Source organism: Nonomuraea sp. NPDC051298 (assembly GCF_055586305.1).
On the sequence record NZ_JBVJIM010000001.1, the window covers coordinates 261,603 to 283,543 of the forward strand.

At 72.7% G+C, this 21,941-nt stretch carries 20 protein-coding genes; 9 read left to right on the forward strand and 11 right to left on the reverse strand.

Annotated features, from left to right (window positions below):
- Positions 1–14: 14 nt before the first annotated feature.
- Positions 15–1,052, forward strand: coding sequence for a TrmB family transcriptional regulator (locus tag ACZ6S0_RS01250; protein ID WP_465912592.1), 1,038 nt, complete (start codon positions 15–17; stop codon positions 1,050–1,052).
- A 72-nt stretch (positions 1,053–1,124) separates the two neighbouring features.
- Here the strand turns inward: ACZ6S0_RS01250 and glgA are convergent, their stop codons facing one another.
- Positions 1,125–2,297 (reverse strand): glycogen synthase, encoded by a 1,173-nt coding sequence (gene glgA, locus ACZ6S0_RS01255; protein WP_465912593.1) that lies wholly within the window; start codon positions 2,295–2,297, stop codon positions 1,125–1,127.
- A gap of 158 nt (positions 2,298–2,455) precedes the next feature.
- Between glgA and glgC the strand changes: the two genes are divergently transcribed.
- Entirely contained in the window at positions 2,456–3,691 is a 1,236-nt protein-coding gene (gene glgC / locus ACZ6S0_RS01260; protein ID WP_344894155.1) for a glucose-1-phosphate adenylyltransferase, read from the forward strand.
- A 103-nt stretch (positions 3,692–3,794) separates the two neighbouring features.
- Complete coding sequence (locus ACZ6S0_RS01265; protein WP_465912594.1) at positions 3,795–3,992, forward strand: hypothetical protein; 198 nt, start codon at positions 3,795–3,797, stop codon at positions 3,990–3,992.
- Between the two features lie 154 nt (positions 3,993–4,146).
- Here ACZ6S0_RS01265 and ACZ6S0_RS01270 read toward each other — a convergent pair whose 3' ends face one another.
- Positions 4,147–4,923 (reverse strand): hypothetical protein, encoded by a 777-nt coding sequence (locus ACZ6S0_RS01270; RefSeq protein WP_465912595.1) that lies wholly within the window; start codon positions 4,921–4,923, stop codon positions 4,147–4,149.
- Positions 4,924–5,175: 252 nt separating this feature from the next.
- Between ACZ6S0_RS01270 and ACZ6S0_RS01275 the strand changes: the two genes are divergently transcribed.
- Positions 5,176–5,694, forward strand: coding sequence for a nuclear transport factor 2 family protein (locus tag ACZ6S0_RS01275; protein ID WP_465912596.1), 519 nt, complete (start codon positions 5,176–5,178; stop codon positions 5,692–5,694).
- A 147-nt stretch (positions 5,695–5,841) separates the two neighbouring features.
- The gene (locus ACZ6S0_RS01280) at positions 5,842–7,320 is read left to right on the forward strand and encodes an Nramp family divalent metal transporter (RefSeq protein WP_465912597.1); all 1,479 of its coding nucleotides are present in this window, start codon (positions 5,842–5,844) and stop codon (positions 7,318–7,320) included.
- Here ACZ6S0_RS01280 and ACZ6S0_RS01285 read toward each other — a convergent pair.
- A complete protein-coding gene (locus ACZ6S0_RS01285) occupies positions 7,317–9,200 on the reverse strand; it encodes a heparinase II/III domain-containing protein (RefSeq protein WP_465912598.1) in 1,884 nt (627 codons plus the stop codon). The genes ACZ6S0_RS01280 and ACZ6S0_RS01285 overlap by 4 nt on opposite strands.
- A 186-nt stretch (positions 9,201–9,386) precedes the next feature.
- Between ACZ6S0_RS01285 and ACZ6S0_RS01290 the strand changes: the two genes are divergently transcribed.
- Complete coding sequence (locus ACZ6S0_RS01290; protein WP_465912599.1) at positions 9,387–9,992, forward strand: hypothetical protein; 606 nt, start codon at positions 9,387–9,389, stop codon at positions 9,990–9,992.
- 82 nt (positions 9,993–10,074) lie between these two features.
- Here the strand turns inward: ACZ6S0_RS01290 and ACZ6S0_RS01295 are convergent, their stop codons facing one another.
- Entirely contained in the window at positions 10,075–11,034 is a 960-nt protein-coding gene (locus ACZ6S0_RS01295) for an ArsR/SmtB family transcription factor (protein WP_465912600.1), read from the reverse strand.
- A gap of 261 nt (positions 11,035–11,295) precedes the next feature.
- Between ACZ6S0_RS01295 and ACZ6S0_RS01300 the strand changes: the two genes are divergently transcribed.
- Complete coding sequence (locus ACZ6S0_RS01300; RefSeq protein ID WP_465912601.1) at positions 11,296–12,465, forward strand: MFS transporter; 1,170 nt, start codon at positions 11,296–11,298, stop codon at positions 12,463–12,465.
- Between the two features lie 120 nt (positions 12,466–12,585).
- Here the strand turns inward: ACZ6S0_RS01300 and ACZ6S0_RS01305 are convergent, their stop codons facing one another.
- The 7 genes from ACZ6S0_RS01305 to ACZ6S0_RS01335 form a co-directional block, all read right to left on the reverse strand.
- Complete coding sequence (locus ACZ6S0_RS01305) at positions 12,586–13,581, reverse strand: sporulation protein (RefSeq protein WP_465912602.1); 996 nt, start codon at positions 13,579–13,581, stop codon at positions 12,586–12,588.
- Positions 13,582–13,635: 54 nt separating this feature from the next.
- On the reverse strand, positions 13,636–14,430 hold the full coding sequence (locus ACZ6S0_RS01310) for an ion transporter (RefSeq protein ID WP_465912603.1): 795 nt from the start codon (positions 14,428–14,430) through the stop codon (positions 13,636–13,638).
- Positions 14,431–14,622: 192 nt separating this feature from the next.
- Complete coding sequence (locus ACZ6S0_RS01315; protein WP_465912604.1) at positions 14,623–15,918, reverse strand: ferric reductase-like transmembrane domain-containing protein; 1,296 nt, start codon at positions 15,916–15,918, stop codon at positions 14,623–14,625.
- Positions 15,918–16,919: an FAD:protein FMN transferase gene (locus ACZ6S0_RS01320; protein WP_465912605.1), complete on the reverse strand. Its 1,002-nt coding sequence runs from the start codon at positions 16,917–16,919 to the stop codon at positions 15,918–15,920. Before ACZ6S0_RS01320 ends, ACZ6S0_RS01315 begins: the two co-directional genes overlap by 1 nt.
- Before the next feature lie 3 nt (positions 16,920–16,922).
- Positions 16,923–17,576, reverse strand: a complete 654-nt coding sequence (locus ACZ6S0_RS01325; RefSeq protein ID WP_465912606.1) for a DUF2271 domain-containing protein — start codon at positions 17,574–17,576, stop codon at positions 16,923–16,925.
- A gap of 256 nt (positions 17,577–17,832) precedes the next feature.
- Positions 17,833–18,426 carry a TetR/AcrR family transcriptional regulator gene (locus ACZ6S0_RS01330; RefSeq protein WP_465912607.1) on the reverse strand — a complete coding sequence of 198 codons (594 nt, stop codon included), beginning with the start codon at positions 18,424–18,426 and terminating at the stop codon, positions 17,833–17,835.
- A gap of 66 nt (positions 18,427–18,492) precedes the next feature.
- Positions 18,493–18,882 (reverse strand): hypothetical protein, encoded by a 390-nt coding sequence (locus tag ACZ6S0_RS01335; protein WP_465912608.1) that lies wholly within the window; start codon positions 18,880–18,882, stop codon positions 18,493–18,495.
- Between the two features lie 181 nt (positions 18,883–19,063).
- Here ACZ6S0_RS01335 and ACZ6S0_RS01340 point away from each other — a divergent pair, with 181 nt between their 5' ends.
- Together ACZ6S0_RS01340 and ACZ6S0_RS01345 are read left to right on the forward strand one after the other, a co-directional pair.
- Positions 19,064–21,115, forward strand: a complete 2,052-nt coding sequence (locus ACZ6S0_RS01340) for a serine/threonine-protein kinase (protein WP_465912609.1) — start codon at positions 19,064–19,066, stop codon at positions 21,113–21,115.
- Between the two features lie 70 nt (positions 21,116–21,185).
- The gene (locus ACZ6S0_RS01345) at positions 21,186–21,941 is read left to right on the forward strand and encodes an FHA domain-containing protein (protein ID WP_465912610.1); all 756 of its coding nucleotides are present in this window, start codon (positions 21,186–21,188) and stop codon (positions 21,939–21,941) included.

Here is a 21,941-nt window from a genome sequence, read left to right on the forward strand (position 1 = left end):
GGCAACTGCCGGAAATGGCCAAGATCGTAGCCATGGTGGATGAGAGCCGGGCGCTGGAGGTCGTGGGGATCAGCGCGTTCGACGAACGCGTGTACCGCGGCGTGCTGGCCTGCCCCGGGATCACGGTGCAGGAACTCGTCATGAGGAGCGGCGAGAGCGCCGGGCGCATCCAGTCGTCGCTGGGCAGGCTTCGGGCGATGGGCCTGGTCAGCCGCCTGTGGGGACGCTCACCCCGCTGGACCGCCACCAACCCGGGCACCGCCATCCGCTCCCTCGTCCGGGACATGCAGAGCGAGCTGGACCGGCTCACCGACACGGCGGACGAGCTGGAGGCGGCCTTCCGCACCGTCGGCACCGACCCCGAGGGGGGCGGGCAGTTCGAGGTGCTCGCCGGGCCGGAGGAGCAGGCCCGCTGGTACGTCCGGCTGCAGCAGGAGGCCAAGGAGGAGGTGCTGACCTTCGACCGGCCCCCGTACGTGCTGGATTACCACAACCCGCTGCAGACCGGCCTGCTCCGCAACGGCGTGCGCTACCGCACCCTGTACGTGCCGGAGGCGTTCGACCACGCGGGAGCCCTCGACGAGGTCGGCGCCCTGATCAGGGCGGGCGAGGAGGCGCGGATCCTACCCCGGCTGCCGTTCAAGATGGCGATCGTCGACCGGCGGCGGGCGGTCATGCCGCTGCACATGGACCCGCCGCTGACGCGTGGCGTGCTGATCAGGGGCTCCACCATGGTGGTGGCGCTGGTGGAGCTGTTCGAGCGCCTGTGGCGGGAGGCGCTGCCGGTGCGTCCCGAGCTGTGGTCGGTCGACGGCTCACCACCGTCCGCCGCCGAGGAGGAACAGGATCCCGAGCCCGGCCTGGACCTCGGCGTCGAGGATCGCCGGCTGCTGGCCCTGCTGGCGGCCGGGCTCAAGGACGACGCCATCGCCCGCCAGCTCGGCACCAGCCCGCGAAGCCTGCGCCGCCGCCTGCGCCACCTCCTCGACGAGCTGAACGCCGAGACCCGCTTCCAGGCCGGGGCCCAGGCGGGCCGCCGGGGCCTCGTGTAACTTCACGGACCCGCCCGGCCGCAGGTGCTCCGGGGTCGGTCGCAGGCGCGGGCTCGCGTGCCGCGGTTGAGGTCAGGTGCGCAGGCTCGCGTAGAGGTCGAGGGTGCGGTGGGCGACGCGTTCCCAGGAGAAGCGGCCGACGGCGCGGGCCCGGCCCGCCCGGCCCATGGCGCGCGCCCGCGCCGGGTCGCCCAGCAGGGCGTTGACCCGCTCGGCCAGGTCGGCGGCGAAGCGGGCGGGATCGTGCGGGGTGCCGTCGGGCCCCTGGGAGATGGGCACCAGCAGGCCCGTCTCGCCGTCGGCCACCACCTCGGGGATGCCGCCCGTCGCCGTCGCCACCACGGCCGTCTCGCAGGCCATCGCCTCCAGGTTCACGATCCCCATCGGCTCGTAGACCGACGGGCACACGAACACCGCGGCGTGCGTCAGTAGCTGGATCACCTCGGGCTTGGGCAGCATCTCCTGGATCCAGAACACGCCGTCGCGGCCGAGCCCGCGCACCAGCTCGGTCACCTCGGCGGCGATCTCCGGCGTGTCGGGCGCGCCCGCGCACAGGACGAGCTGGGTCCCCGGGTCGAAGGCGCGGGCCGCGTGCAGGAGGTGGACCAGGCCCTTCTGGCGGGTGATGCGGCCGACGAAGACGACGTACGGACGGCTCGGGTCGACCCCGTGCTTCTCCAGGACGTCGGTGGCCCGGTCGGGGGCGTACTGGGCGGTGTCGATGCCGTTGTGGATCACGCTGACCCGCTCCGGCGCGATCTCCGGATAGGCGGCCAGCACGTCGCGCCGCATGCCCTCCGACACCGCGATCACCGCGTCGGCGGCGGTCAGCGCGGCGCGCTCGGCCCAGGACGAGACCGCGTAGCCGCCGCCGAGCTGCTCGGCCTTCCACGGCCGCAGCGGCTCCAGGCTGTGCGTGGTGACCACGTGCGGAACGCCGTACAGCAGTTTGGCGACGTGCCCGGCGAAGTTGGCGTACCAGGTGTGGGAGTGCACGACGTCGGCGCCCTCGCAGGCGGAGGCCATCTCCAGGTCCACGCCGAGCACCTGCAGCGCGGGGTTGGCGCCGGCCAGCCGGTCGGGCACCCGGTAGGCCGAGACGCCCGGCTCGACGCGATCGGCCCCGAAGCAGCGCACGCGTACGTCGGCCAGCTTCCGCAGCTCTCTGGCCAGGTATTCCAGGTGCACTCCGGCGCCGCCGTACACCTCCGGCGGATACTCCCGGCTGAGCAGGTCAACACGCATGAGACGACCTTAAGGGGGACTCGGACCAGGAAAACACCTCGACAAGCCCAGGGTCGGCAATACCGCTCCGTACATCGTTCTCAAATCAGGACACGCCGCCGAGTACACCATGCGCGGTTTCGTCGATAGATCGGCCATTTGGGGGTAGCGTCCAGGGCATGAGGTCGCGGAGGGTGCTTGCGGTCGTGCTGGCAGGTGGAGAGGGCAAGAGGCTCATGCCGCTCACGGCGGATCGGGCGAAACCGGCGGTGCCGTTCGGTGGGATGTACCGGTTGATCGATTTCGTGCTGTCCAACCTCGCGAACGGCGGCTTCCTGCAGATCGTCGTCCTGACCCAGTACAAGAACCACAGCCTCGACCGGCACGTCTCGCGCACCTGGCGGCTGTCGGCGATGCTGGGCAACTACGTCACCCCGGTGCCCGCGCAGCAGCGCCTCGGGCCGCGCTGGTTCTCCGGCTCGGCCGACGCGCTCTTCCAGAACCTCAACCTGATCTACGACGAGATGCCCGAGCACGTGATCGTGTTCGGGGCCGACCACATCTACCGCATGGATCCGCGGCAGATGGTCGAGCAGCACGAAGACTCCGGCGCCGACGTGACGGTGGCGGCGATCAGGCAGCCGCTGTCGCTGGCCGACCAGTTCGGCGTGATCGAGACCGACCCCGAGGGCCGCCGGATCGTGGCGTTCAGGGAGAAGCCGAAGGACGCGGTGGGCCTGGCCGACTCCCCCGACGAGGTGTTCGCCTCGATGGGCAACTACGTGTTCAAGACGCAGTCGATGATCGACGCGCTGCGGGAGGACGCGCTCGACCCCACCAGCAAGCACGACCTGGGCGGCAACATCATCCCGATGCTGGTCAAGTCGGGCGGCGCCGACGTCTACGACTTCGCCAACAACATCGTGCCCGGCTCCAGCGAGCGCGACCGCGGCTACTGGCGCGACGTGGGGACACTCGACGCGTACTACGAGGCCCACATGGACCTCATCTCGGCGCACCCGGTCTTCAACCTCTACAACGACAAGTGGCCGATCTTCACGGGCCACGACCCGCTGCCTCCCGCCAAGTTCGTGCACAACGACGGCGACCGGGTGGGCCGGGCCATCGACTCACTGGTCTCCCCCGGCGTGATCGTCTCCGGCGGCACGGCGATCAGGTCGATCCTGTCGCCGAAGGTGGTGCTGCACTCGCACTCGCTGGTGGAGGACTCCGTGCTGATGGAGAACGTCAAGGTCGGGCGGGGCGCGATCGTGCGCAAGGCGATCATCGACAAGAACGTGGTGATTCCCGACGGGGCCCGGATCGGCTTCGACCTCGAATACGACCGCACCCGGTTCGCGCTGACCAGGGGCGGGGTCGTGGTGATCGGCAAGAACGAGATCGTCGACCGGTGAACGACCCGGCTGACGGGGTGAGCGTGGTTACAGGCCCGGTGGTGGACCGGTGACGGGCCCGGACCGGCGACGAGCGATGTGATCGTGACCAGGGTGTGAAGGGGTGTCCGCCGCGTTCGGGGTGCGAATGCGCCTGGGCGCGGGCGACGCGGCGGAGACAGGGGAGACGGAGCAGCCGAGGAAGCCGCCCGTCGTGGCCGCCGCGGCGATCAGGCCGCGGCGGCGGCACTCCGGGCACCCGGCGGGCCGGGTCCTCGTGGTTGAGGCGACGGCGACCCGGCGAGCCGGGTCCTCAATGTGACGCTACGGCGACCCGGCGGGCCGGGTCTTCGTGAGGTTGCGATGGCGGTCCGGCCGCCCGACGAGATCCCGGTTCACCCGAAGATGTACCGGGACCGAGCCGGGTCGGCCCCCAGAACCGGCCGTGCGAGGTTCTGGAACCGGACCGCGACAGGTCAGAAGCGGTCCATCCAGGTGCCGGGCCAGCCGAAGTCGTTCCAACCCCAGCCGTGGTGCCCGTGATGCCCGTCGTGACCGTGGTGGCCATGGTGGCCATGATGCCCATGGTGACGGTGGTGGCCGTGGTGACGGTGGTGGCCGTGGTGGTGGCGCGGCCAGCCCCAGCCCTCGTGGTCGCCGCGGTCCCAGCCGCCGTCACGGCCGCCGTCCCACTCGTCGCCCTCGTCGTCGCCGCCCCACTCGTCGCCCTCGTTGCGCTCGTCGCCCTCGTTGCGCTCGTCGTCCCAGTCGTTGTCGAAGTCGCCCTCGTTGTCGAAGTCGCCCTCGTTGTCGAAGTCGCCCTCGTTGTCCCAGTCGTTGTCGCTGCCCCAGCGACTGTTGCCGTGACCGTGACCGTGACCCCAGCGACCGTTGTCCCAGCTACCGTTCCAGTCGCCGGTGCCCCACGAGTCGGTGTCCCAGGCCGGGTGCTCGTCCTTGACCTTGTGCTCTTCCTTGACGTGCTCTTCCTTGGCCTGCTCTTCCTTGACGCGTTCTTCCTTGGCGCGCTCTTCCTTCGCCTTGTGCATTTCCTTGGTCGCGCTCAGGCGGCCGTCGCACGCCCCGGCGTCGCGGCGGCCGGCGTACACGCCCCAGCGGTCGATGCGGAGCGAGTGCGAGATGTCGGCGATGCTGAGGTCGCAGCGAATCTCGGCGGTGGCCGGCGTGGCCATGGCGATGAGTGCGGCGGTGGTGGCGATCGCACCACTGGCCGCTATGAGCTTACCTTTCATGATCTCCCCCTGTAGTCACGATGTGACAACGCTTCATCACTGTACGTAGTCGGTCCCGGTAGGTCGCGTAACGCCACGCGTGAAACATCTCGTCACTTTGACGAGGTAGACGGGCTTGATCGCGCTTATGTCGTCACCTGGCCAGAGATGGCCGATTACGCAGGGTAATCAGACTTCGGTGCGGCTCCATAGCCTTCGGTTATGGCGACAGGTCTTGGACCGGGGCGGCGTGGCGCGCGCATCATCGTCGCCATGAGAACGCACCCCTCCCGGCGACCCTCCCTGCCCGTTCACAGGAGGTGGGCGGCGGCGCTGGCCGTGGGCGTCCCGCTCCTGGTGACGGCAGCCTGCGGCACCCCGACCACGACACCAGGCACGGGCACCGGCGCGGGGTCCGACACCCCGGCACCACCGCCCGCGACCACCACCACGGCAACGGCGGCGGCGGTGGAGGGCGTGGACCGGGCGGCGCAGGCGTACGTGGACGCCGTCAACGCACGCGACCTGGAAGCCCTCGTCGCCTCCTTCGCCCAGGACGCCGAGATCGTCGACGTCTCCCGGAGCATCCGCGGGCACGACGCCATCCGGGAGTGGGCGGGCAACGAGGTGATCGGCGGCACGCTGCGCGTGGTCTCGATCGCCGAGAACCGGCCGGACGGCCAGAAGCTGCTGGTCCACTGGGCTCCCGCGGGCTCCGGCGGATGGCGGGCCCACTACGACTTCACGGTCGGGGACGGCCGCATCGTCAAGGCCGACCTCCAGTACGCCTGACCGGGCGCGCCCGGACGACCATGCGACCGGCGCGACCGGGCGGCCGGACGGCCCGGCGGCCCGGCGGCTCACATGGCCGGATATGCGGCAATTGGGTCTTGTAGCGGCCTTGGTTCGGGATCACCCTGAACGGCAGGAGGCACTGACATGTCGCACCCACTCGGAGTCAGCCGTCCGGACCTCGAAGTCGCCGACCTGCCCACGCCCGAGGAGGTCTTCAAGGTCTCCAAGATCGGCCCCAAGGAACTCGTCAAGTACGCCGTCGGCCCGAGCCTGATCGCCCTCGGCATCTCCATCGGCAGCGGCGAGTGGCTGCTGGGCCCGCTGAACGTGGGCCAGTACGGATTCGTCGGCGTCGGCTGGGTCATCCTGGTCTCGGCTCTGCTGCAGACGTTCTACAACGTCGAGTGCAGCCGCTACGTCCTCGCGACCGGCGAGACGCCCGTGGTCGGATGGGGCCGCGTGCCGCCCGGGTGGGGCCTGTGGGTGCCGTTGTCCGTCCTCGTCGTGATCTTCGCGTTCATCGCGGGCGGCTGGGCCGCCTCGGCGGGACAGGGCGTGTACGCGCTGGTCCACGGCGTGCCACCGGCCGCCGACGCCGTCGAGCCGCGGCTGTGGGCCATCGGGCTGCTGATCCTGGTGTTCCTCATCACGGCGTTCGCCCGCCGCATCAGCCGCGCGCTCGAACTGGCCAACTGGGTGATGGTCGGCTCCGTCCTGCTCGCCCTGCTGGCCGTCGACCTGCTCGTGGTGCCGTTCAGCCAGTGGTGGGAGGGCATCCGCGGCTTCATCACCCCGGCCGCCCCGCCCGCCGGGATCACCGCCACCCAGCTCGGCGCGCTGGCCGGGTTCACCGCGCTGGCCTCGGGCCTGAACTGGTACGTCATGGGCCACTACCGCGACAAGGGCTACGGCATGGGCCACCGCGTCGGCTACCTCTCCGGCCTGCGCGGGCAGCGGACGGAGGTGCTGGCCAGCGGGGTCACCTTCCCCGACGACGAGCGCAACCGCGGGCTCTGGCGGCGCTGGTACCGGCTGCTCATGGTGGACATGTGGGGCGTGTTCTTCGTCGGCGCGATCCTCGGCATGCTGCTGCCCACGCTGCTCATGGCGCAGGCCGTCGCGATGTCCGGCGAGCGGCCCACGCGGGCCAACGTGCCGACGTTCGTGGCCACCGCGCTCGGCGGCGAGTACGGCCGGGTCGTCTTCTACGTCGCGCTCGTGGTCGGCGTGCTGATCCTGTTCTCCACGCAGCTCGGCATCTTCGAGGCCATGGTGCGCGTCACCACGGACGCGGCCAACTCCACCAGCCCCCGCCTGCGCGCCCTGATCCAGGGCGACCCGCGGCGCTTCTACTACCCGTTCATGATCCTGCTGCTGGTGCTGATCTCGATCGTCATCTTCCAGTCGCTGCCCGTGGGACTGGTCGAGTGGTCGGCGAACATGTCGAACCTGGGGGCGCTGATCTATCCGTTCCTGCTGATGTATCTCAACAGCAAGCTGCCGCGGCCGGCCCGCCCGCGCCCCTGGCACTACGTCATCCTCGTGCTCAACTTCCTGTTCTTCGGCTTCTTCTTCGTGAACTTCATCGCCGACTTCGTGGGCGACCCGCTGGTGACGTTCTAGCCGGTGAACTCGGCGTGGAAGCTCGCCTCGGCGGCGTGGCCGCGGACGACGAGCACGCCGAGGGGGCGGCCGTTGGGGTTGCCGGGCGCGTCGGCAGCGTAGGCGGTGAAGCCCTCGGGGAACGTCAGGGTGAGGCCCGGCGCGCCCGCGACGCCGTGCCACGTGCCCTGGAGCAGACCGCCGGGGACGGTGAGGCGGCGCACGTCGCGGAGCCAGGTGTGGCCGAGGCCGGCGTCGTCCAGCACGGCGGGGACGGCCGGTGACGGCGTGGTGAACGTGCCGTCGCCGTGGAAGGCCCACTCGATCTCGTCGGGGCCGGCCAGGGTGAGCGTGAGGACGTCCGTCCAGCCGTGGTCGTGGACGGTGATCGTACGGCGCAGCACGTGCCCGTCCCAGGCCGACTCGGCCGTCACCCGGCGGGGCGAGAAGCCGACGATGCGGCCGGTGTGGGGCGGCTGCGGGCGGGCGCCGACCGTGACCGTGTTGTGCGCGACCGGCGAGCGCATCCACGACGTGAAGGCGGCGCCGTAGCCGCTGGTGCCGAGGTCGAGGCTGGACCAGCCGGTGGCGGTCCGCACGTCGACGGCCAGCTTGTCGCGGTGGTCGTGCCAGCCGGCGTCGGGGCCGGAACGGACGGCCAGCCGGACGCCCGGCGACCGCAGGAGGGCGATGCCGGGCCCCTGCCACACAAACGAGTCGCCGGCGGCCTGCGGCGTCTCCTGGACGTCGTCGGGGCCGAAGACGAGGGCCGCGACCGAGGCGCGGTGCGGCAAGGGGGCGGTGGTCTCGGGGACGCTCGCGCCGTACCAGAGGCTCAGCGGTGACGGACGGGCCGGGCGATGGTACGGCGCCACGTCCGGCCGGGCGGCGGGCAGCAGCGTCCAGGCGGCCTCGGCCAGCGGCGCGAACCCGGACACGAAGCAGTCGGCCCAGCCGTCGCCGTAGGCCGGGAGGCGGCCGTCGGCGTAGGCCAGCAGCGGCGGCGCGGCGACGGCCCTGGCCAGGCGGGCGGCCGACTCCTCCGACAGGCCGCCGGGGCCGGTCGCCTCCACGTAGGACAGCAGGGCGGTGAGCGCGTAGTAGTGGTAGTGCGGGTTGATCTCGTACCAGAGGCCCTCGGGGTGGAAGCCCTGCCTGACCTGGGCCTCCGCGCCATAGTCCGAGTCGCGGCACCAGGTCAGCAGGCCGGTGTCGCCGAGCCTGGCCGCGCACTCGGCGAGGGCGGCCAGGAGCCAGCAGTGGATGTTGTGCACGGCGCCGACCTGGGGGCGGAGGAGGTCGATGATCGCCTCGGCCATCCGGTCCACCTGGCGGTCCGTCTCCTGGGAGAGCGCTCCGTCCGACCAGCGGGCGGCGCGCAGGAGGCCGATCGCCCACACGGCCTCGTCCAGCGACTGGGGTTGCACCCGCCCGGTTCCCGCGGCCTTTCCGTGCGGCTGGTAGGCGAGGTAGTCGCGGGCGTACGTGCCCAGGATCCGCTCCAGCTCGGCCCGTGCCCGCCCGACCTCGGCCGCTGCCTCGGGCCGGGGGTGGGTTTCCGTGGGCGGGGTGAGGTGGAGGAGGAGGGCGGCGCGCTGGGCCTGGGCGGCGACGGCGTTGTGGGTCATGGTCCGCCAGGCCCCGTCCCACGGCTCCCCCGCGTACACCTCGCCGCATTCCGTACAGGCGTGGCGGTCGGGGCTGGCCGGGTCGAAACGCAGCCCGCTCCCGTCGGCGTCGCAGAAGTAGTGGTGCGTCCAGGCCGACTCCCGCTCAGGCCCCGGGATCGGCAGGCCGCGCCACGCCTCGAAGCCCTCGCGCAACGCCGCCGCGACCGCCGCCGCCCACGGCCGGGTCTCGACGCGGCCGCGTACCGCGAACCAGTCAGGACCGTGAGCCACGGCACCGCCTCCAGCATCCTTGACCGCGCGTCACCGTGCCCCCGTCACCCGCACGTCCGACGACCTCCCGATCGGCGCCCCTATGACCCGTTGATCCTTCCACGTTAGCCGAAGTGATCGGCCGGGCCGGTGGGCGTTGTTAGCTTGGCCGACGTCTTGATCGGTTCATCGGGAGGGAATCAGGTAATGGCCCTGTCATTCGGCCGCGCGACGCGCCCCGTCGGCCTCGGACTGGCGGCGGCGCTGGGCGCCACGCTGTCCCTCGGCGTCGCCGCCACGCGGGCGTCGGCCGCCACGGAGGAGTCGGCCACGGAGAAGTCAGCCGCGGAGAAGTCGGCCGCGAGCGTCACCGCCCAGCGGGCGAAAGTCTATGAGCTGGTGACGAAGGACGGCGGGTTCTTCTACACCGCCAGCGAGTCGGAGAAGCGGACCGCGATCGCCAAGCACGGCTGGTCCACCACCCAGACGCCGCTCCACTTCATATCGCCCACCCCGTTCGCCGGCGGCAAGCCGCTCTACCGGCTGCGGTGGGAGAAGAAGGCGTCCTACCTCGTCACCGCGTCGGTGGCGGAGCGGGAGCGCCTGGTGACCTCGGGCGACTTCCGTTACGACGGCATCCTGGGCTACGCGCCCGGCTCCGCGAGCGCCGGGGGCGACGTGAAGGTGTTCCGGCTGTCGAACAACAACAGGTGGCGGCTGGCGACCGAGTCGCACACCGAGAAGATCCTGGCGAACGAGCCCGGCTGGAAGCTCGACGGCCCCCTGCTCCACCAGTTCAGCCAGGGCGGCTGAGCGACCGCGAAGGGCGCGCCGGCGACCGTCCTGCGCGCCCTTCGCGCCGCTCGCGGATCGCCCGCCGCGCCCCTCGCGCTGTTCAGCGGCGGTGGTAGAGCTCCAGCAGTTCCTCCGCGCGGCGGGTGCGGCCCACCCACACCTCGCGCCCACGGCGCTCCCTGGTGATGAGCCGCGCGGCCCGCAGCCGGTCGCAGTGGTACGTGATGCTGCTGGGCGCGATCTTCATGTCGGCCGCCAGCATGCTCATGGTCATCGGCCGCCCGATCGCGCACAGCACGTCCGCCCGCACGGATCCCATCAGCGCCGACAACTCGTCGCGCGCCGGGGTCGCGGGGCCGCTCCACAGCGTGCCCGCGCCGGGCACCGGGTAGGCGATCCAGACGGCGTCCGGATGGTCCAGGCTGACGATGACCGCGTCCTTTCCGGCCAGCGTCGGCACCAGGACGATCTTCCGGTCGCCCAGCTCGTACGAGCTGGGCTCGACGTCCGCGATGCGCAGGCCGCCCTCGGCGCAGGTGATGCGGCCGGTGAGCGCGCCGAGCAGCAGCTCCGGCCCGCCGCGGACGGCGGCCACGCCGATCCGCCTGATCTCCCGGTCCAGCAGGGGACGGGCACGTTTCCAGAGGGGTTCGACGGTGTTCCAGACGTCGGAGAGCGCGCCCGCGTACCCGTGCAGCCAGGCCGCGGGCCGCTCGGCGGCCGAGCGCCAGTGGACGGGCAGCGGCCCGGCGCCGAACGCCTGCTCCAGGTCGGCCGCCAGACGGCCGGGCGGCAGCTCGCGCAGGGCGCCGAACTGCTCCTGGACGGAGACGTCACCCGCCACGGGGGCGTGGGGGACGAGGCAGTCGGGGGCCACGGAGTGACCGGGGGCGGCGAACGGCCGTACCGCCTGGTGCCCCGGCCGGGCGACGCGCGAGGCGATGGTCTCGCGCCACCGGTCGGGCAGGCCCCGGCGGCGGCCCGCGAGGGCGTCGGTGAGCATGGCCAGGACCGTGAGGTGCGGAGAGATCGAGAGGGAAAGCTGAGGCGTGGAGGTCATACGCAGCTCACTCCACACAGTCGCACTGATGACGTCGGCTCCTTGGGGTCGGCTCGATCGGGCAGTGAGTCAACCTATTTCCGATGCTTTCTCCTGACTTGACGACCGATTGCAAGGCCGCGTGACCGGCCCCCCGACATCAGAGGGCCGAGCCCGGCCATGATCCACCACTGCGGTAGGTTGCAACCGGGCATATCTCGCAAGACAGGACGAAAATGGGTGACCTTCCCCCCGTTGGCCGTCGAGCGGTCCGGTCCACCGATGTCTGAGCCGGCGCGCGGGCGCCACGCGACGGCCGTGCTGCTGGCGCACTCGGCGGTCACGCAGGTGGTGACGTTCGTGTTGCGGCCGACGACGTCGTACCGGGCGATCGAGCTGGACGTGCCCCCGGCCTGGCTGGGCGTGCTCGGCGCGAGCTTCGCGATCGCGCCGCTGCTGCTGGCGCTGCCCGCCGGGCACGCCGCCGACCGGTACGGCGAACGCCGCATAGCCGTCACCGGCGCACTCACGCTCACCGCCGCCGGGGCCGCGTTCCTGGCGTTCGGGCACACCGTGCCGGGGCTGGTCGCGGCCGGGATCCTGCTCGGCACCGGCCACCTCGGCTGCGTCATCGCCCAGCAGGCGCTGGTGGCCAACACCACCCGGCGCGGCGGCCACGACACCGCGTTCGGCCGCTACACGTTCGCCGCCTCCCTGGGACAGGCCGCAGGGCCGGTGCTGATCTCCGCGTTCGGCGGGGAGCGGGCCATCCCGAACACCGGGCGCATCTTCCTGTGGTCGTGCGGCCTGGCCGTGCTGCTCGTCGTGCTGTCGGCGCTGCTCACCCGCAGCCCGCGCCCGGAGCCGAAGGACCGGGACGCGGTCGGCGGCGTACGGTCGCTGCTGCGCCGGCCGGGGCTCGCGCACGCCCTCGTCACGAGCTGCGTCGTCCTGGCCGCCGTGGACATCACGCTCGTCTACCTGCCCGCCCTCGGCACCGAGTACGGGCTCACCGCCGGCACGATCGGGCTGCTGCTGACCGTTCGCGGCCTGGCCTCCATGACCTCGCGCTTCTTCCTCGGACACCTCTCTCGCGCGGTCGGGCGACGGCGGCTGCTGGTCACCAGCACGGTCGCGGCGGCGGTGGCCATGCTCGCCACCGCCCTGCCGATGCCGCTGTGGCTGCTGGCCGGGGTGCTGGTCGTCCTGGGGTTCGGGCTGGGAGTGGGGCAGCCGATGACGATGTCGTGGCTGGCCGAGTCGGCGCCGCCGGGGCTGCGCGGGCGCGCGATGTCGCTCCGCCTGGTCGGCAACCGGACCGGGCAGCTCATCCTGCCGAGCGCGGCGGGGCTGGTGGCGGCGGGGCTGGGCGCGGCGGGCGTTCTGATGATCACCGCTGTGGGGCTCGGCTGGGCGGGCGTCGCGGCCCGCCGCCTCCCGGTCGACACCTGACCGCCCGCTCCCCGCTGGAGCAGGCGGCCGGTACGTCCGCCCGCCCCGGACCGTCAGCGCCCGTGGGGCGGGTGGAGGGCCCCACCCGGACGCGCGGCCCTCCGGGTCAGACGGAGGTCGTCACTCGTCGCCCTCGTCCTCGAAGAACTCCTCCACGACCTCCTCGACCACCTCACCGGCCACGAGGCCGCCCACCACGCCGGCCGCGCCCGCCGCGACGACCATGCCCATGCCGGGACCGCTGCGGTGCCCGTGATGACCCTCGTGGTGGCCGTGGTGCCCCTCGTGATGGCCGTAGTGGCCGTGGTCGTCGTAGCCGTGGTGGCCGGAGTGGTGACCCTGGTGGGAGTACTGGGACAGGCCGTCCAGCCAGCGGCCCAGCTCACCTGCCCAGTCCGTGCGCAGGGCGTCGTCGTGGCTGACGTGGAAGCGGCCGATCGCGTCGCTGGAGGAGTAGCGGCCCGACCGCTTGTCGGCCTCCAGCACCACGTGCAGCCCCGCCGGGTCGGCCACGAAGGTCACCTCGATCTCGCCCACCAGCCCGGCGTACTGCCCGGACGGGTAGAACTCGATCTCCTGGTAGAACGGCAGCTCCTGCCGCACGCCGTAGAGCTGCCCCGCCTCCAGGTCGGCGGCCTTGAAGCCGAACCCGAGCTGCAGGAACGCCTCCAGGATCCGGAGCTGCGACGGCAGCGGCTCGACCGCCACCTGGTCGAGGTCGCCCTTGTCTACGGCCTTGGCGATGGCCAGCTCGGTGCGCACGCCCACGGCCATGCCGGTCAGCGGCTGCCCGCCGATCTCGCTGATCGGGGCCTCCCACGGGACCGGCATCCGGAAGTCGATCACCCGCTCCTCGCCCTTGCGCAGCGTGAACGGACCGGAGACCTGGGCGCGGCCGAACTCACCCAGCCCGGCCGACTCGCCTTCGCCGTGCTCGATCTCCACCCGGGCGACCAGGCCCAGGGTGACGTGCTCGATCTCGGCGTCGAAGTCGCCGCCCTTGAGCCTTACCTCCCCCTCCAGCGCACCGCCCGGCTGGGTGCGCGGCGTGGACAGGACGGTGTCCACCGAAGGCGCGCCGACGCCGAACGCACCCAGCATCCTTTTGAAGACCACGGCTCATTTCTCCCTGTCGAAGATCGGTCGAAGATCAATGGTGTGCCGCTCGCGTCAACGATCGGCCTGGGGCCGGAGTTCCGGTGGCCGTTCCCGCATGAGAAGTTGGTCCAGCTTGGCGTTCACGGCCGCCAGTTCCTGCCTGACCGACTCCAGCTCCGTGCCGGCCGCGGCCTCCGCGCGGGACGGCTCGACGTCGTTCATGGCGTTGACCACGACGGCGATGAAGAGGTTCAGGGCGACGAACGTGGACATCAGAATGTAGACGATGAAGAAGATCCACGCCCACGGCTTGTCCTCCATGACCTCCTGCGCGACGTTCCCCCAGTCGTCGCCGGTCATGATCTGGAACAACGTGAACAGCGAGCGCGGCAGCTCGTCGAAGCGTTCGGGCACGATCTCGCCGAACAGCTTGGTCGCGATGACCGCCGCGATGTAGATCATCAGGACCAGCAGGCCGATGATGGAGGCCATGCCGGGCACGGCGGCCAGCAGCGCGCCGACCACGCGGCGCATGCTGGGCACGGCCGAGACCAGCCGCAGCGCCCGCAGGATCCGCAGCGCGCGCAGCACCGACGTGGGCCCTGAGGCCGGGATGAGCGCGACGGCCACGATGACGGCGTCGAACCAGTTCCACGGGTCCGCGAAGAACCTGCCCCGGTAGGCGTACAGGCGGGCCGCGATCTCGGCGGTGAAGATCGCCAGGGCGATCCGGTCGATCGCGTACAGCAGGCCGCCGACCCGCTCCATCAGGTAGGCGCTGGTCTCGCAGCCGATGGTGACCGCGTTGACGACGATGATCGCGATGATCGTCCGCTGTACGAGACGGCTCTCCAGTACGGCCCGCACGCGTTCTTGCCCAGACAACGAAACCCGCTTCCCTCCGGCTGATCGTTGATCATCGTAGGGACGCGCACCGGTTCCGGTCCGGAGCAGGCGGACGCTGAGACATGGATCACAACGTACGGGATCGCGCGGACGTGAGCCCGGCCCCGAACCGCGGCGGCAGTTCGGGGCCGCTCACCCTTCGGAACGCTCGGCTCACCACTCGAAGCGCTCGACGAACAGCCGCCTCGCCGGTACGCCGCGCGCCCGCAGCTCCCTGACCATCGGCGTCACGAACCCGGGGGCGCCGCACACGAAGTAGGCGGCGTCCGCGGGGGCGTCGCGGGTGACGCGGGCCGCAGTGAGCCGGTCCCTGTCGGGGTGGGCGAGGTGGTAGCGGGGGCCGAGGCGCCGGACGAGGTCGCGGCCGTAGATCGGGTGGCGGGCGGCGTGGAAGAGGGTGGCGTCCGGGTGCCGCAGGGCCAGCGCCACGAACGGGGTCACCCCGATCCCCGACGCCACCAGCACGGCCGGGCGGTCGCGGAGCTGGGCCTCCCGGGTGAACGTGCCGTACGGGCCGTCCACCAGCACCGTCGCGCCCTCGGGCAGGTCGCGCAGGCGGGCGGTGAACGGCCCGGCGTCCTTGACCGCGAACACCAGCTCACCGGTGGCGTCGTCGGCGCGTACCACGCTGAAGGGGTGCGACCTCGACAGGAGTCCGACGCGCAGATGGCAGAACTGGCCGGGCAGCGGGCTCCTGACGCCGCGCCCGCGCAGCCGGTACACGGTCACGCCGCCCGGCAACCGCTCCGACGCCGTCAACCGGTAACGCACGGCCCGCAGCGACCCGGCCACCCGCCACACGGCCACCCCGCCGAACCCCGCCGCCAGCCCCAGCCAGTACGCCCGCAGCCAGGGCAGCTCGGCGAGGAACGTCCCGATCCCGTGGGCGTGCACGAAGACCAGGGCGACGAGCGGATACGAGAGGTAGTGCACCCGCTGCCAGAGGCGGTGGCGGGTGGCGGCGCGCAGGAGCGTGCTGCTCAGCCAGAGCAGCACGAACATCATCAGGGCCAGGCGGCCGAGCGAGGTGTGGGCCGACTCGACCCAGGTGAAGTCGATCAGCACGAGGTACGCGAGGCCGTGCCGGTCGGCGATCATCTCCAGGAGGGGGTGGAGCAGCACGAAGAACGCGCCACCCGTGCCCAGCCAGGCGTGCGCGGCCATGATGCGGCCCCGGTCGGCGCTGAGGCGGCGCGACACCTGGCGGGCGCCCAGCAGGATCTGCCACCACATGGCCAGCGCGCCCAGCATCCCGGTCACGCCCGCCACCCCGGGGAGGGGGCCGCCCACCAGGTCGGGGTTGAGGAGGGGGTAGGCGAACGGGAGGGCGGACAGGGCGATCGCCACCGCCAGCCACCTGATCCGCAACGGCCGCGCCTCCGGCCCCCGCCGCCGCCCCTCCCGCCGCCGACCATCGCCTCGCGACACCCGCGCGACCGTCACCCCCATCACCCCGCCACCTCCGCCGCCCCGGCCTCGGCCCCTTCGAGGTACGGGTGGAGAGGGACTCCGTGCTCGGCCCCGATCCCCTCGGGCCGGAGGTGAGGAGGGAGCCCGTGCTCGGTCCTGGTCCTCTCGGGGGTGAGGAGGGTGCCGGTGCGCGTCACCAGCAGCGGGCGGGCGGACGGGGCGCGGGCGGACAGCCAGCGCGGTCCTTCCTCCGTGCCCAGGATGACCAGGCACTTGGCGTGGACCTCGGCCGCCCCCAGGTCGTCGGCGACGACGGTGGCCTGCAGGCAGTCGGACTCGGACGGCCGTCCGGTGCGGGGGTCGATGAGATGGTGCAGCCGGTTGCCCTCCGGGCCGGTCCAGCTCCGGCGGACCACGCTGCTGGTGGCGACGGCCACGAGCCCGGCCGGGAGTTCCAGGGTGGCCACCGAGGACCCGGCGTCGAGCGGGTGCTCCACGCCCACCAGCCACGGCGGGTCGGACGGGTCACGCCAGCAGACCAGGTCCCCGCCCGCGTCGATGAGCCCCCGGCGCACCCCGCGCGAGCGCAGCGCCTCGGCGGCCTTCTGCACGCTCCACCCCTTGACGAACCCCCCGAGGTCCACGCCGAGCCCGCCCTCGACCCGTACGGTCCGGCGGCCGAAGTCCACCTCCACGGCGCCACCCGGGCAATCGGCGGGGGGACCGGGCAAGTCAGCGGCGGGGGTGCGTCCCAGGTGGGCGAAGTCCACGGTGTAGCCCGCTCGGGACACCTCCCCCGCCAGCCACGGCGAGAAGAGCCCGTCCGTGGCCTCCGCGTACCGGATGGCCTCGCCCAGCGCGGCCAGGAACAGCTCGGAGACCTCGACCACGCCGCCCCCGTTGACCCGCCCCGTGTCGCTCGTCGTACGGAAGCGGCTGAACGTGCGCTCCACCCGCCGCAGCCACGCGAACACCGTCGCCGCCTCGCCCGGGGTGAGCCCGGCCACCATCACCTGCGTCCCCATGAGGTGCTCGCGCACGGCTCACGACCCCCGGGTGAAGGTGGTCACCAGCGCCGGGTCCAGCGGTTCGCCGGGGCTGAAGGAGGCGCGGACGTCCGCGATCATCGTCCCCTCGGCACGCGCGGCCTCGGGCAGGTACTCGACCCGCGCCGAGGACGAGTCGGCGGCCTCCCCCAGCGTGATCGAGCCGGTGAACAGCACGCGGTTCTCCCACAGCAGGTTGCCCTCGACCCGGTAGACGTAGGCGCCCTCGGGCACCGGGCGGCCGTTCCTGTCGGTGCCGTCCCAGTAGAGGGAGTGGTCGCCGCCGTCCTGGGCGGGCCGGCTGGCGCTCTGGATCTCCGCCTCGGTGGCGGACTCCCATCCGGCGCTCTCCCGCCACCGGGGCAGCGACATCGGCCGCCGTACGTAGCCGCCGTTCGCGGTGTAGCTGGTGGCGAACAGCGTGCGGACGTACCGGCCGCCCGCGTCCTCGATCCAGACGGCGAGCTGGTTGCTGGCGTGCTGGGGCAGCCGGGTGAGGCGGTAGTCGACGCGTACGAGGCCGAGCGAGTCCGCGACCTCCGCGGCCGGTCGTGACGGTGCGGCCGCCGCCGGAGGGGTGGCGGGCTGCCCGTACAGCAGTTCGGCGCCCGTGGCGGCGACGGCGACCCCGCTGATCACGACGATCGGCATGACGAGCCGAATGGATTTGTCGGGCAAGTGCCACCCTTTCCCCCGAAAGTCCCCCTAAATCACGACTTGCAGGAACGAGCCTAGGAAGATCACCCGAAAGACCGTGTGAAGGACCCCGTGGCGCACCCTTGGCCTGGGGCGCGCCACGGGAGGCGGGGGTGGTCAGCAGCCGGGCGCGGCGAAGGTCTGGCAGAACGTCAGCGGGCGCCTCAGGGCGGCGACCAGCTCTGAGCGCGTCCGGAGGTGAGGGGCGGGGTCAGGCCGGGCCGGAGGTCTCTTGGCGGAGCAGGGTCAGGGCGGCGTGTTTGGCGAGGGCCGCCGCGTCGGGGTCGGCCTGGTGGTCGGCCAGCACCGTGGCCCCCTCCAGCAGGGCCAGGAACTGTCGGCCGAGCCGGTCGGGGTCGGCCGCGCCGGACCGGCGGGCGATGCCGGTCAGCAGTTCGAGGTGGCGGGCGAGGTGGCGGACGGCCACGTCCCGGGGAGCCCCGGCGTGCCGCTGCACGGCCGCGTTGACGATCGCGCAGCCACGGAAGCCGGGCTGGGCGTACCAGCGGCCGAGCGCGTCGAAGACGGCGGCGAGCTGCGCGGCCGGGTCCTCCCCCGCCGCGTCCGCCGCCTCGCGCAGCCACCGCACCACCCGGTCGCTGCGCGCCTCGAGCACGGCCAGGACGAGCCCGTCCTTGGAGCCGAAGTGCCGGTACAGCGTCTCCTTGGACGCCCCGACGGCCGCGCACAACTCGGCCACGCCGATGCCGTCGAGCCCGCGTTCGTACAGGAGGCGGGTGGCGGTGTCGAGGATCGTGGCGCGGGTCTGCGCGGGGTCGAGGGTCGCGCCTTTGGGTACGGGCATGCCCGGATCGTACCGGACGGTACGAAGTCCGTGAACGGCTCACTCCACGGCCGCGACCGTTCCCGGTCAGCTCTTGGGCGCCAGCCGCAGGACGGCCTTGCTCGAGGACAGGGAGACCACCTGCACGCCGATGCGGTTGACCGACCCCGACGTGCCCTTGCCGAGCATCGCCTGCGACGCCACGCCGGGCCCGGTGCCCTTGACGAGCACGGTGTCGGCGGTGAAGGAGATGGCGAGCCTGGTGATGCCGAAGCGGGAACCGCTGACCCGGAACGAGACGCTCCCGGTGAGGGTGAGGTCGCACTTGCCGTCGTAGCAGGCCCGCAGGTTCGGCTTGGCCGTGGCGAGCGCGTGGACGGTCTGCGCGGACGCTCCGGTGGCGGTCAGGGACACGGTGACCGGAGCCAGAGCGATGGACGCGGCCGCCGCGAGGGCGGTGGCGATCGTGGAGGGCATGATTCTCCTTGGCGTTCCACGTGGGTGCACGAAACCGTTGCTCGGGGTCGGCCTGCCCAGTGTGGCGGGTCCGGCCGGGACCGGTCCCGGGGAAACGCTGCGTGTTCGATCTCTCACTCGATAGATTCGGTATGTGCGCTTCCTGCAGCGGTGTTCGGGACCACAGGAGAAGGGAGCCACGGTGCGCCCGGGCGAGACCGTCGACGGGCGTTACCGGCTGGCGCGAAGCCTGACCCGAGGGCGGACCGGCGAGGTGTGGCTGGCCCGCGACCTGGAGCTGGGCCGCGACGTCGTGCTCAAGCGGATGGCCGTCGACGGGGCGGCCGGGTTCGACCGGTTATGGGCTGAGGCGCGGGCACTGGCGAGGTTCAGCCATCCGCACGTGGTCACGCTCTACCACGCCGTCCGCGGTGGGCGGCGGCGGGCCACGTCGTGGCTGGTGATGGAGCACGTGCCCGGCGGCAGCCTGGAGGGCCGGCCGCCGTTGCCGCCGGAGGTGGCGGCGCGGATCGGCGCCCAGATCGCCGACGCGCTGGCCGCCCTGCACGCCGAGGGCATCGTGCACTGCGACATCAAGCCGGGCAACGTGGTGGTCACCGCCGACGGCACGGCGAAGCTGGCCGACTTCGGGGCCGCGTACCGGACGGGGGGTTCCGAGACCATCACGCCGAACAGCGCGGTCAGCTACACCCCCGACTACGCCGCGCCGGAGGTGGTGCGGGGCCGTCCGGAGCCGAGGTCGGACGTCTTCTCGCTCGGCGCCACGGTGTACGCGCTGGTGACCGGCAGGCCCCCGCGAAGAGGCGGCGATCCGGCGGCGCGCGGGCCGGAGCCGGGCAGGCCGCCGCGACGAGACGGCGACCAGGCGGCGCGCGAGCCGGTCGGCGCGGACACCGCCGCGCAGGAGCCGGTCGACGCCTTCATCGCCGCGCGGGAGCCGGTCGACGCCTACATCGCAGCGCGGGAGGCCGCCCGGGGGACGGTCACGCTGGACCTCGACGTCGGCCCCCTGACCGGTGTGCTGGCGGCGATGCTGCGGCGCGATCCCGGCGAACGGCCCGACGCGGCCGATGCGCGGCGGCGGCTGGAGGAGATCGCCGCCCCGGCAGGCCCCATCCCGGCCCTCGCCGCCGATCCCGACCCCGAACCCGATCCCGGCGGGCTCCCGGCCCTGGTCCGTGACCTGCCCGCGCTCGTCAGGGCGCTACCCGATCGCGTACGCGGCCTGCCCGCGTCCCTCCGGGGCCGCCGGACGGGCGTGGCCGTGACGGCGCTGCTCACCGCGGTCGTCCTCGCCGCCGCCGGCGCGCTGTGGGCCTGGGGCGCGCGGACCACCGGCGGCCCGCCCCCAGCGGCGGGCGGGCCCACCGTCCGCACCCCGCTCGACGTGGTCGGCGACCGGCGCACGGTCGACCCGTGCGCCCTGCTCAGGCCCGCCGCCCTCGTCCGCTTCGGCCGGACCCAGCTCGACCCCGACTACGGCAACTTCGACCGCTGCGACGTGCTCATCCACCCCCCGTCCGACGCCGTCGTGGACGTCAGGATGGACTTCAACCTCGATCCCCCGCCCGAGCGGGGCGGCCCGGCGCGGACCGAGGGGATCGTGACGGTCGTCGAGGACCCGGCAGAGAGCCACGCGTGCAGCCGCACGCTGGTGCTCGCGGGCGTCGCCGACATGACCATCACGGTCACCGCGAAGCGCGACGACAAGGGCGAGACCGCGCTGTGCGAGATCGCCGACGTCGCCACCGTCGACGCCGTCGAGATCCTCAACCAGGGCGTGATCGCCCGCCGCTCCCCCGGCTTCCCCCCGGAGTCCCTGGCCCACCTGGACGCCTGCACGCTGCTGCCCGCCAGGGCGCTGGAGGTCGTCCCCGGCATCGACGCCGCCGACCCCGACCGCGGCTACGGCGGCTGGGACTGCGAATGGGCGAGCACCACCAGCGACATCTGGCTCGACCTGCGCTTCGACCGGGGCAGCCCGCCCGACGCGGAGGGCGGCACGTCCACGCGGCTCAACGGCTTCCGCTCCTTCGTCCAGCCGGAGGGGGAGGGCGACGAGACGTGCCTGGTGCAGATCGTCTACCGCACCTACGCCGACCAGCGCAGCCAGACCTCCGCCGAGACCCTGCGCGTCCTGGTGGGCGGGTCGCGCCCGATCACCCAGCTCTGCCGGATGGCCACCGACCTGGCCGACTCCGCCACGGCCGGGCTGCCTGCCCCGCGGGCGTGAACGGCGCCGGGAAGGGTCCCGGCCCGGTGCGGGCACGCTGTTGGCCGAAAGCGTCTTGGGGAGGCGGGCGATGAACGTCCCTGACAGTCTGGCCCGCGGCGTCGCGCCCGCCCCGCCGGGCACGCTGCACGCGCGGACGGTCAACGGCGGCGTCGAGGTGGCGCCCCGGCCGGGCCTGACCGTCACGTTCGGCCGTGGCGACCGTCCCGACGTGGACCTGTGCGTCGGGGAGGACGACCTGTGGGTGAGCCGCAGGCACGGCGAGCTGGCCTACCGCAAGCACCGCTGGTGGCTGCGCAACACCGGCCAGCAGCTCCTGCGCCTGCCCAGGGGCCGGTTGATGCACGCGACGACCGAGGCCGTCCCGCTGGCGACGGGCTACACGCCGGTGTTCGTCCGCGGGTCGGGCTATCGGGAGCACCTGGTCGAGCTGTACGTCTCGGGCCACGACGAGGAACGCGCCCCGCGCCGCTGCACAGACACCCTGCCGCCGAGGCGATGGCCGCTCGACGACGACGAGCGACTGCTCCTGGTGGTGCTGGGGCAGCGCTACCTGCTGTACGAGGAGGGCCCGCGGCCCCTGTCCTACCGGCAGGCCGCCGAGCAGCTCGCCTACCTGCGGCCCGGCGGCGACTGGCGGGAGCGCCGGATCGAGAACAGGATCGAGGCCGTGCGTCACCGCCTGCAGGCCGGAGGCTTCCCCTATCCGCTGACGCACGACAAGGCGGCCGGCGGGCCGTCCGACAACCTGCTGCACAACCTGCTGCGAGGGCTGGTCGACTCCACCACGCTGGTCCCGCCGGACCTCGACCTGCTGGAGGACTGA

Bases quoted from the DNA above. Each gene is read 5' to 3' on its own strand.
- ACZ6S0_RS01250 (WP_465912592.1), top strand. From the start codon at position 15: ATGGCCAAGATCGTAGCCATGGTGGATGAGAGCCGGGCGCTGGAGGTC.
- glgA (WP_465912593.1), bottom strand. From the start codon at position 2,297: ATGCGTGTTGACCTGCTCAGCCGGGAGTATCCGCCGGAGGTGTACGGC.
- glgC (WP_344894155.1), top strand. From the start codon at position 2,456: ATGAGGTCGCGGAGGGTGCTTGCGGTCGTGCTGGCAGGTGGAGAGGGC.
- ACZ6S0_RS01270 (WP_465912595.1), bottom strand. From the start codon at position 4,923: ATGAAAGGTAAGCTCATAGCGGCCAGTGGTGCGATCGCCACCACCGCC.
- ACZ6S0_RS01275 (WP_465912596.1), top strand. From the start codon at position 5,176: ATGAGAACGCACCCCTCCCGGCGACCCTCCCTGCCCGTTCACAGGAGG.
- ACZ6S0_RS01280 (WP_465912597.1), top strand. From the start codon at position 5,842: ATGTCGCACCCACTCGGAGTCAGCCGTCCGGACCTCGAAGTCGCCGAC.
- ACZ6S0_RS01290 (WP_465912599.1), top strand. From the start codon at position 9,387: ATGGCCCTGTCATTCGGCCGCGCGACGCGCCCCGTCGGCCTCGGACTG.
- ACZ6S0_RS01295 (WP_465912600.1), bottom strand. From the start codon at position 11,034: ATGACCTCCACGCCTCAGCTTTCCCTCTCGATCTCTCCGCACCTCACG.
- ACZ6S0_RS01300 (WP_465912601.1), top strand. From the start codon at position 11,296: ATGTCTGAGCCGGCGCGCGGGCGCCACGCGACGGCCGTGCTGCTGGCG.
- ACZ6S0_RS01315 (WP_465912604.1), bottom strand. From the start codon at position 15,918: ATGGGGGTGACGGTCGCGCGGGTGTCGCGAGGCGATGGTCGGCGGCGG.
- ACZ6S0_RS01325 (WP_465912606.1), bottom strand. From the start codon at position 17,576: ATGCCGATCGTCGTGATCAGCGGGGTCGCCGTCGCCGCCACGGGCGCC.
- ACZ6S0_RS01330 (WP_465912607.1), bottom strand. From the start codon at position 18,426: ATGCCCGTACCCAAAGGCGCGACCCTCGACCCCGCGCAGACCCGCGCC.
- ACZ6S0_RS01335 (WP_465912608.1), bottom strand. From the start codon at position 18,882: ATGCCCTCCACGATCGCCACCGCCCTCGCGGCGGCCGCGTCCATCGCT.
- ACZ6S0_RS01345 (WP_465912610.1), top strand. From the start codon at position 21,186: ATGAACGTCCCTGACAGTCTGGCCCGCGGCGTCGCGCCCGCCCCGCCG.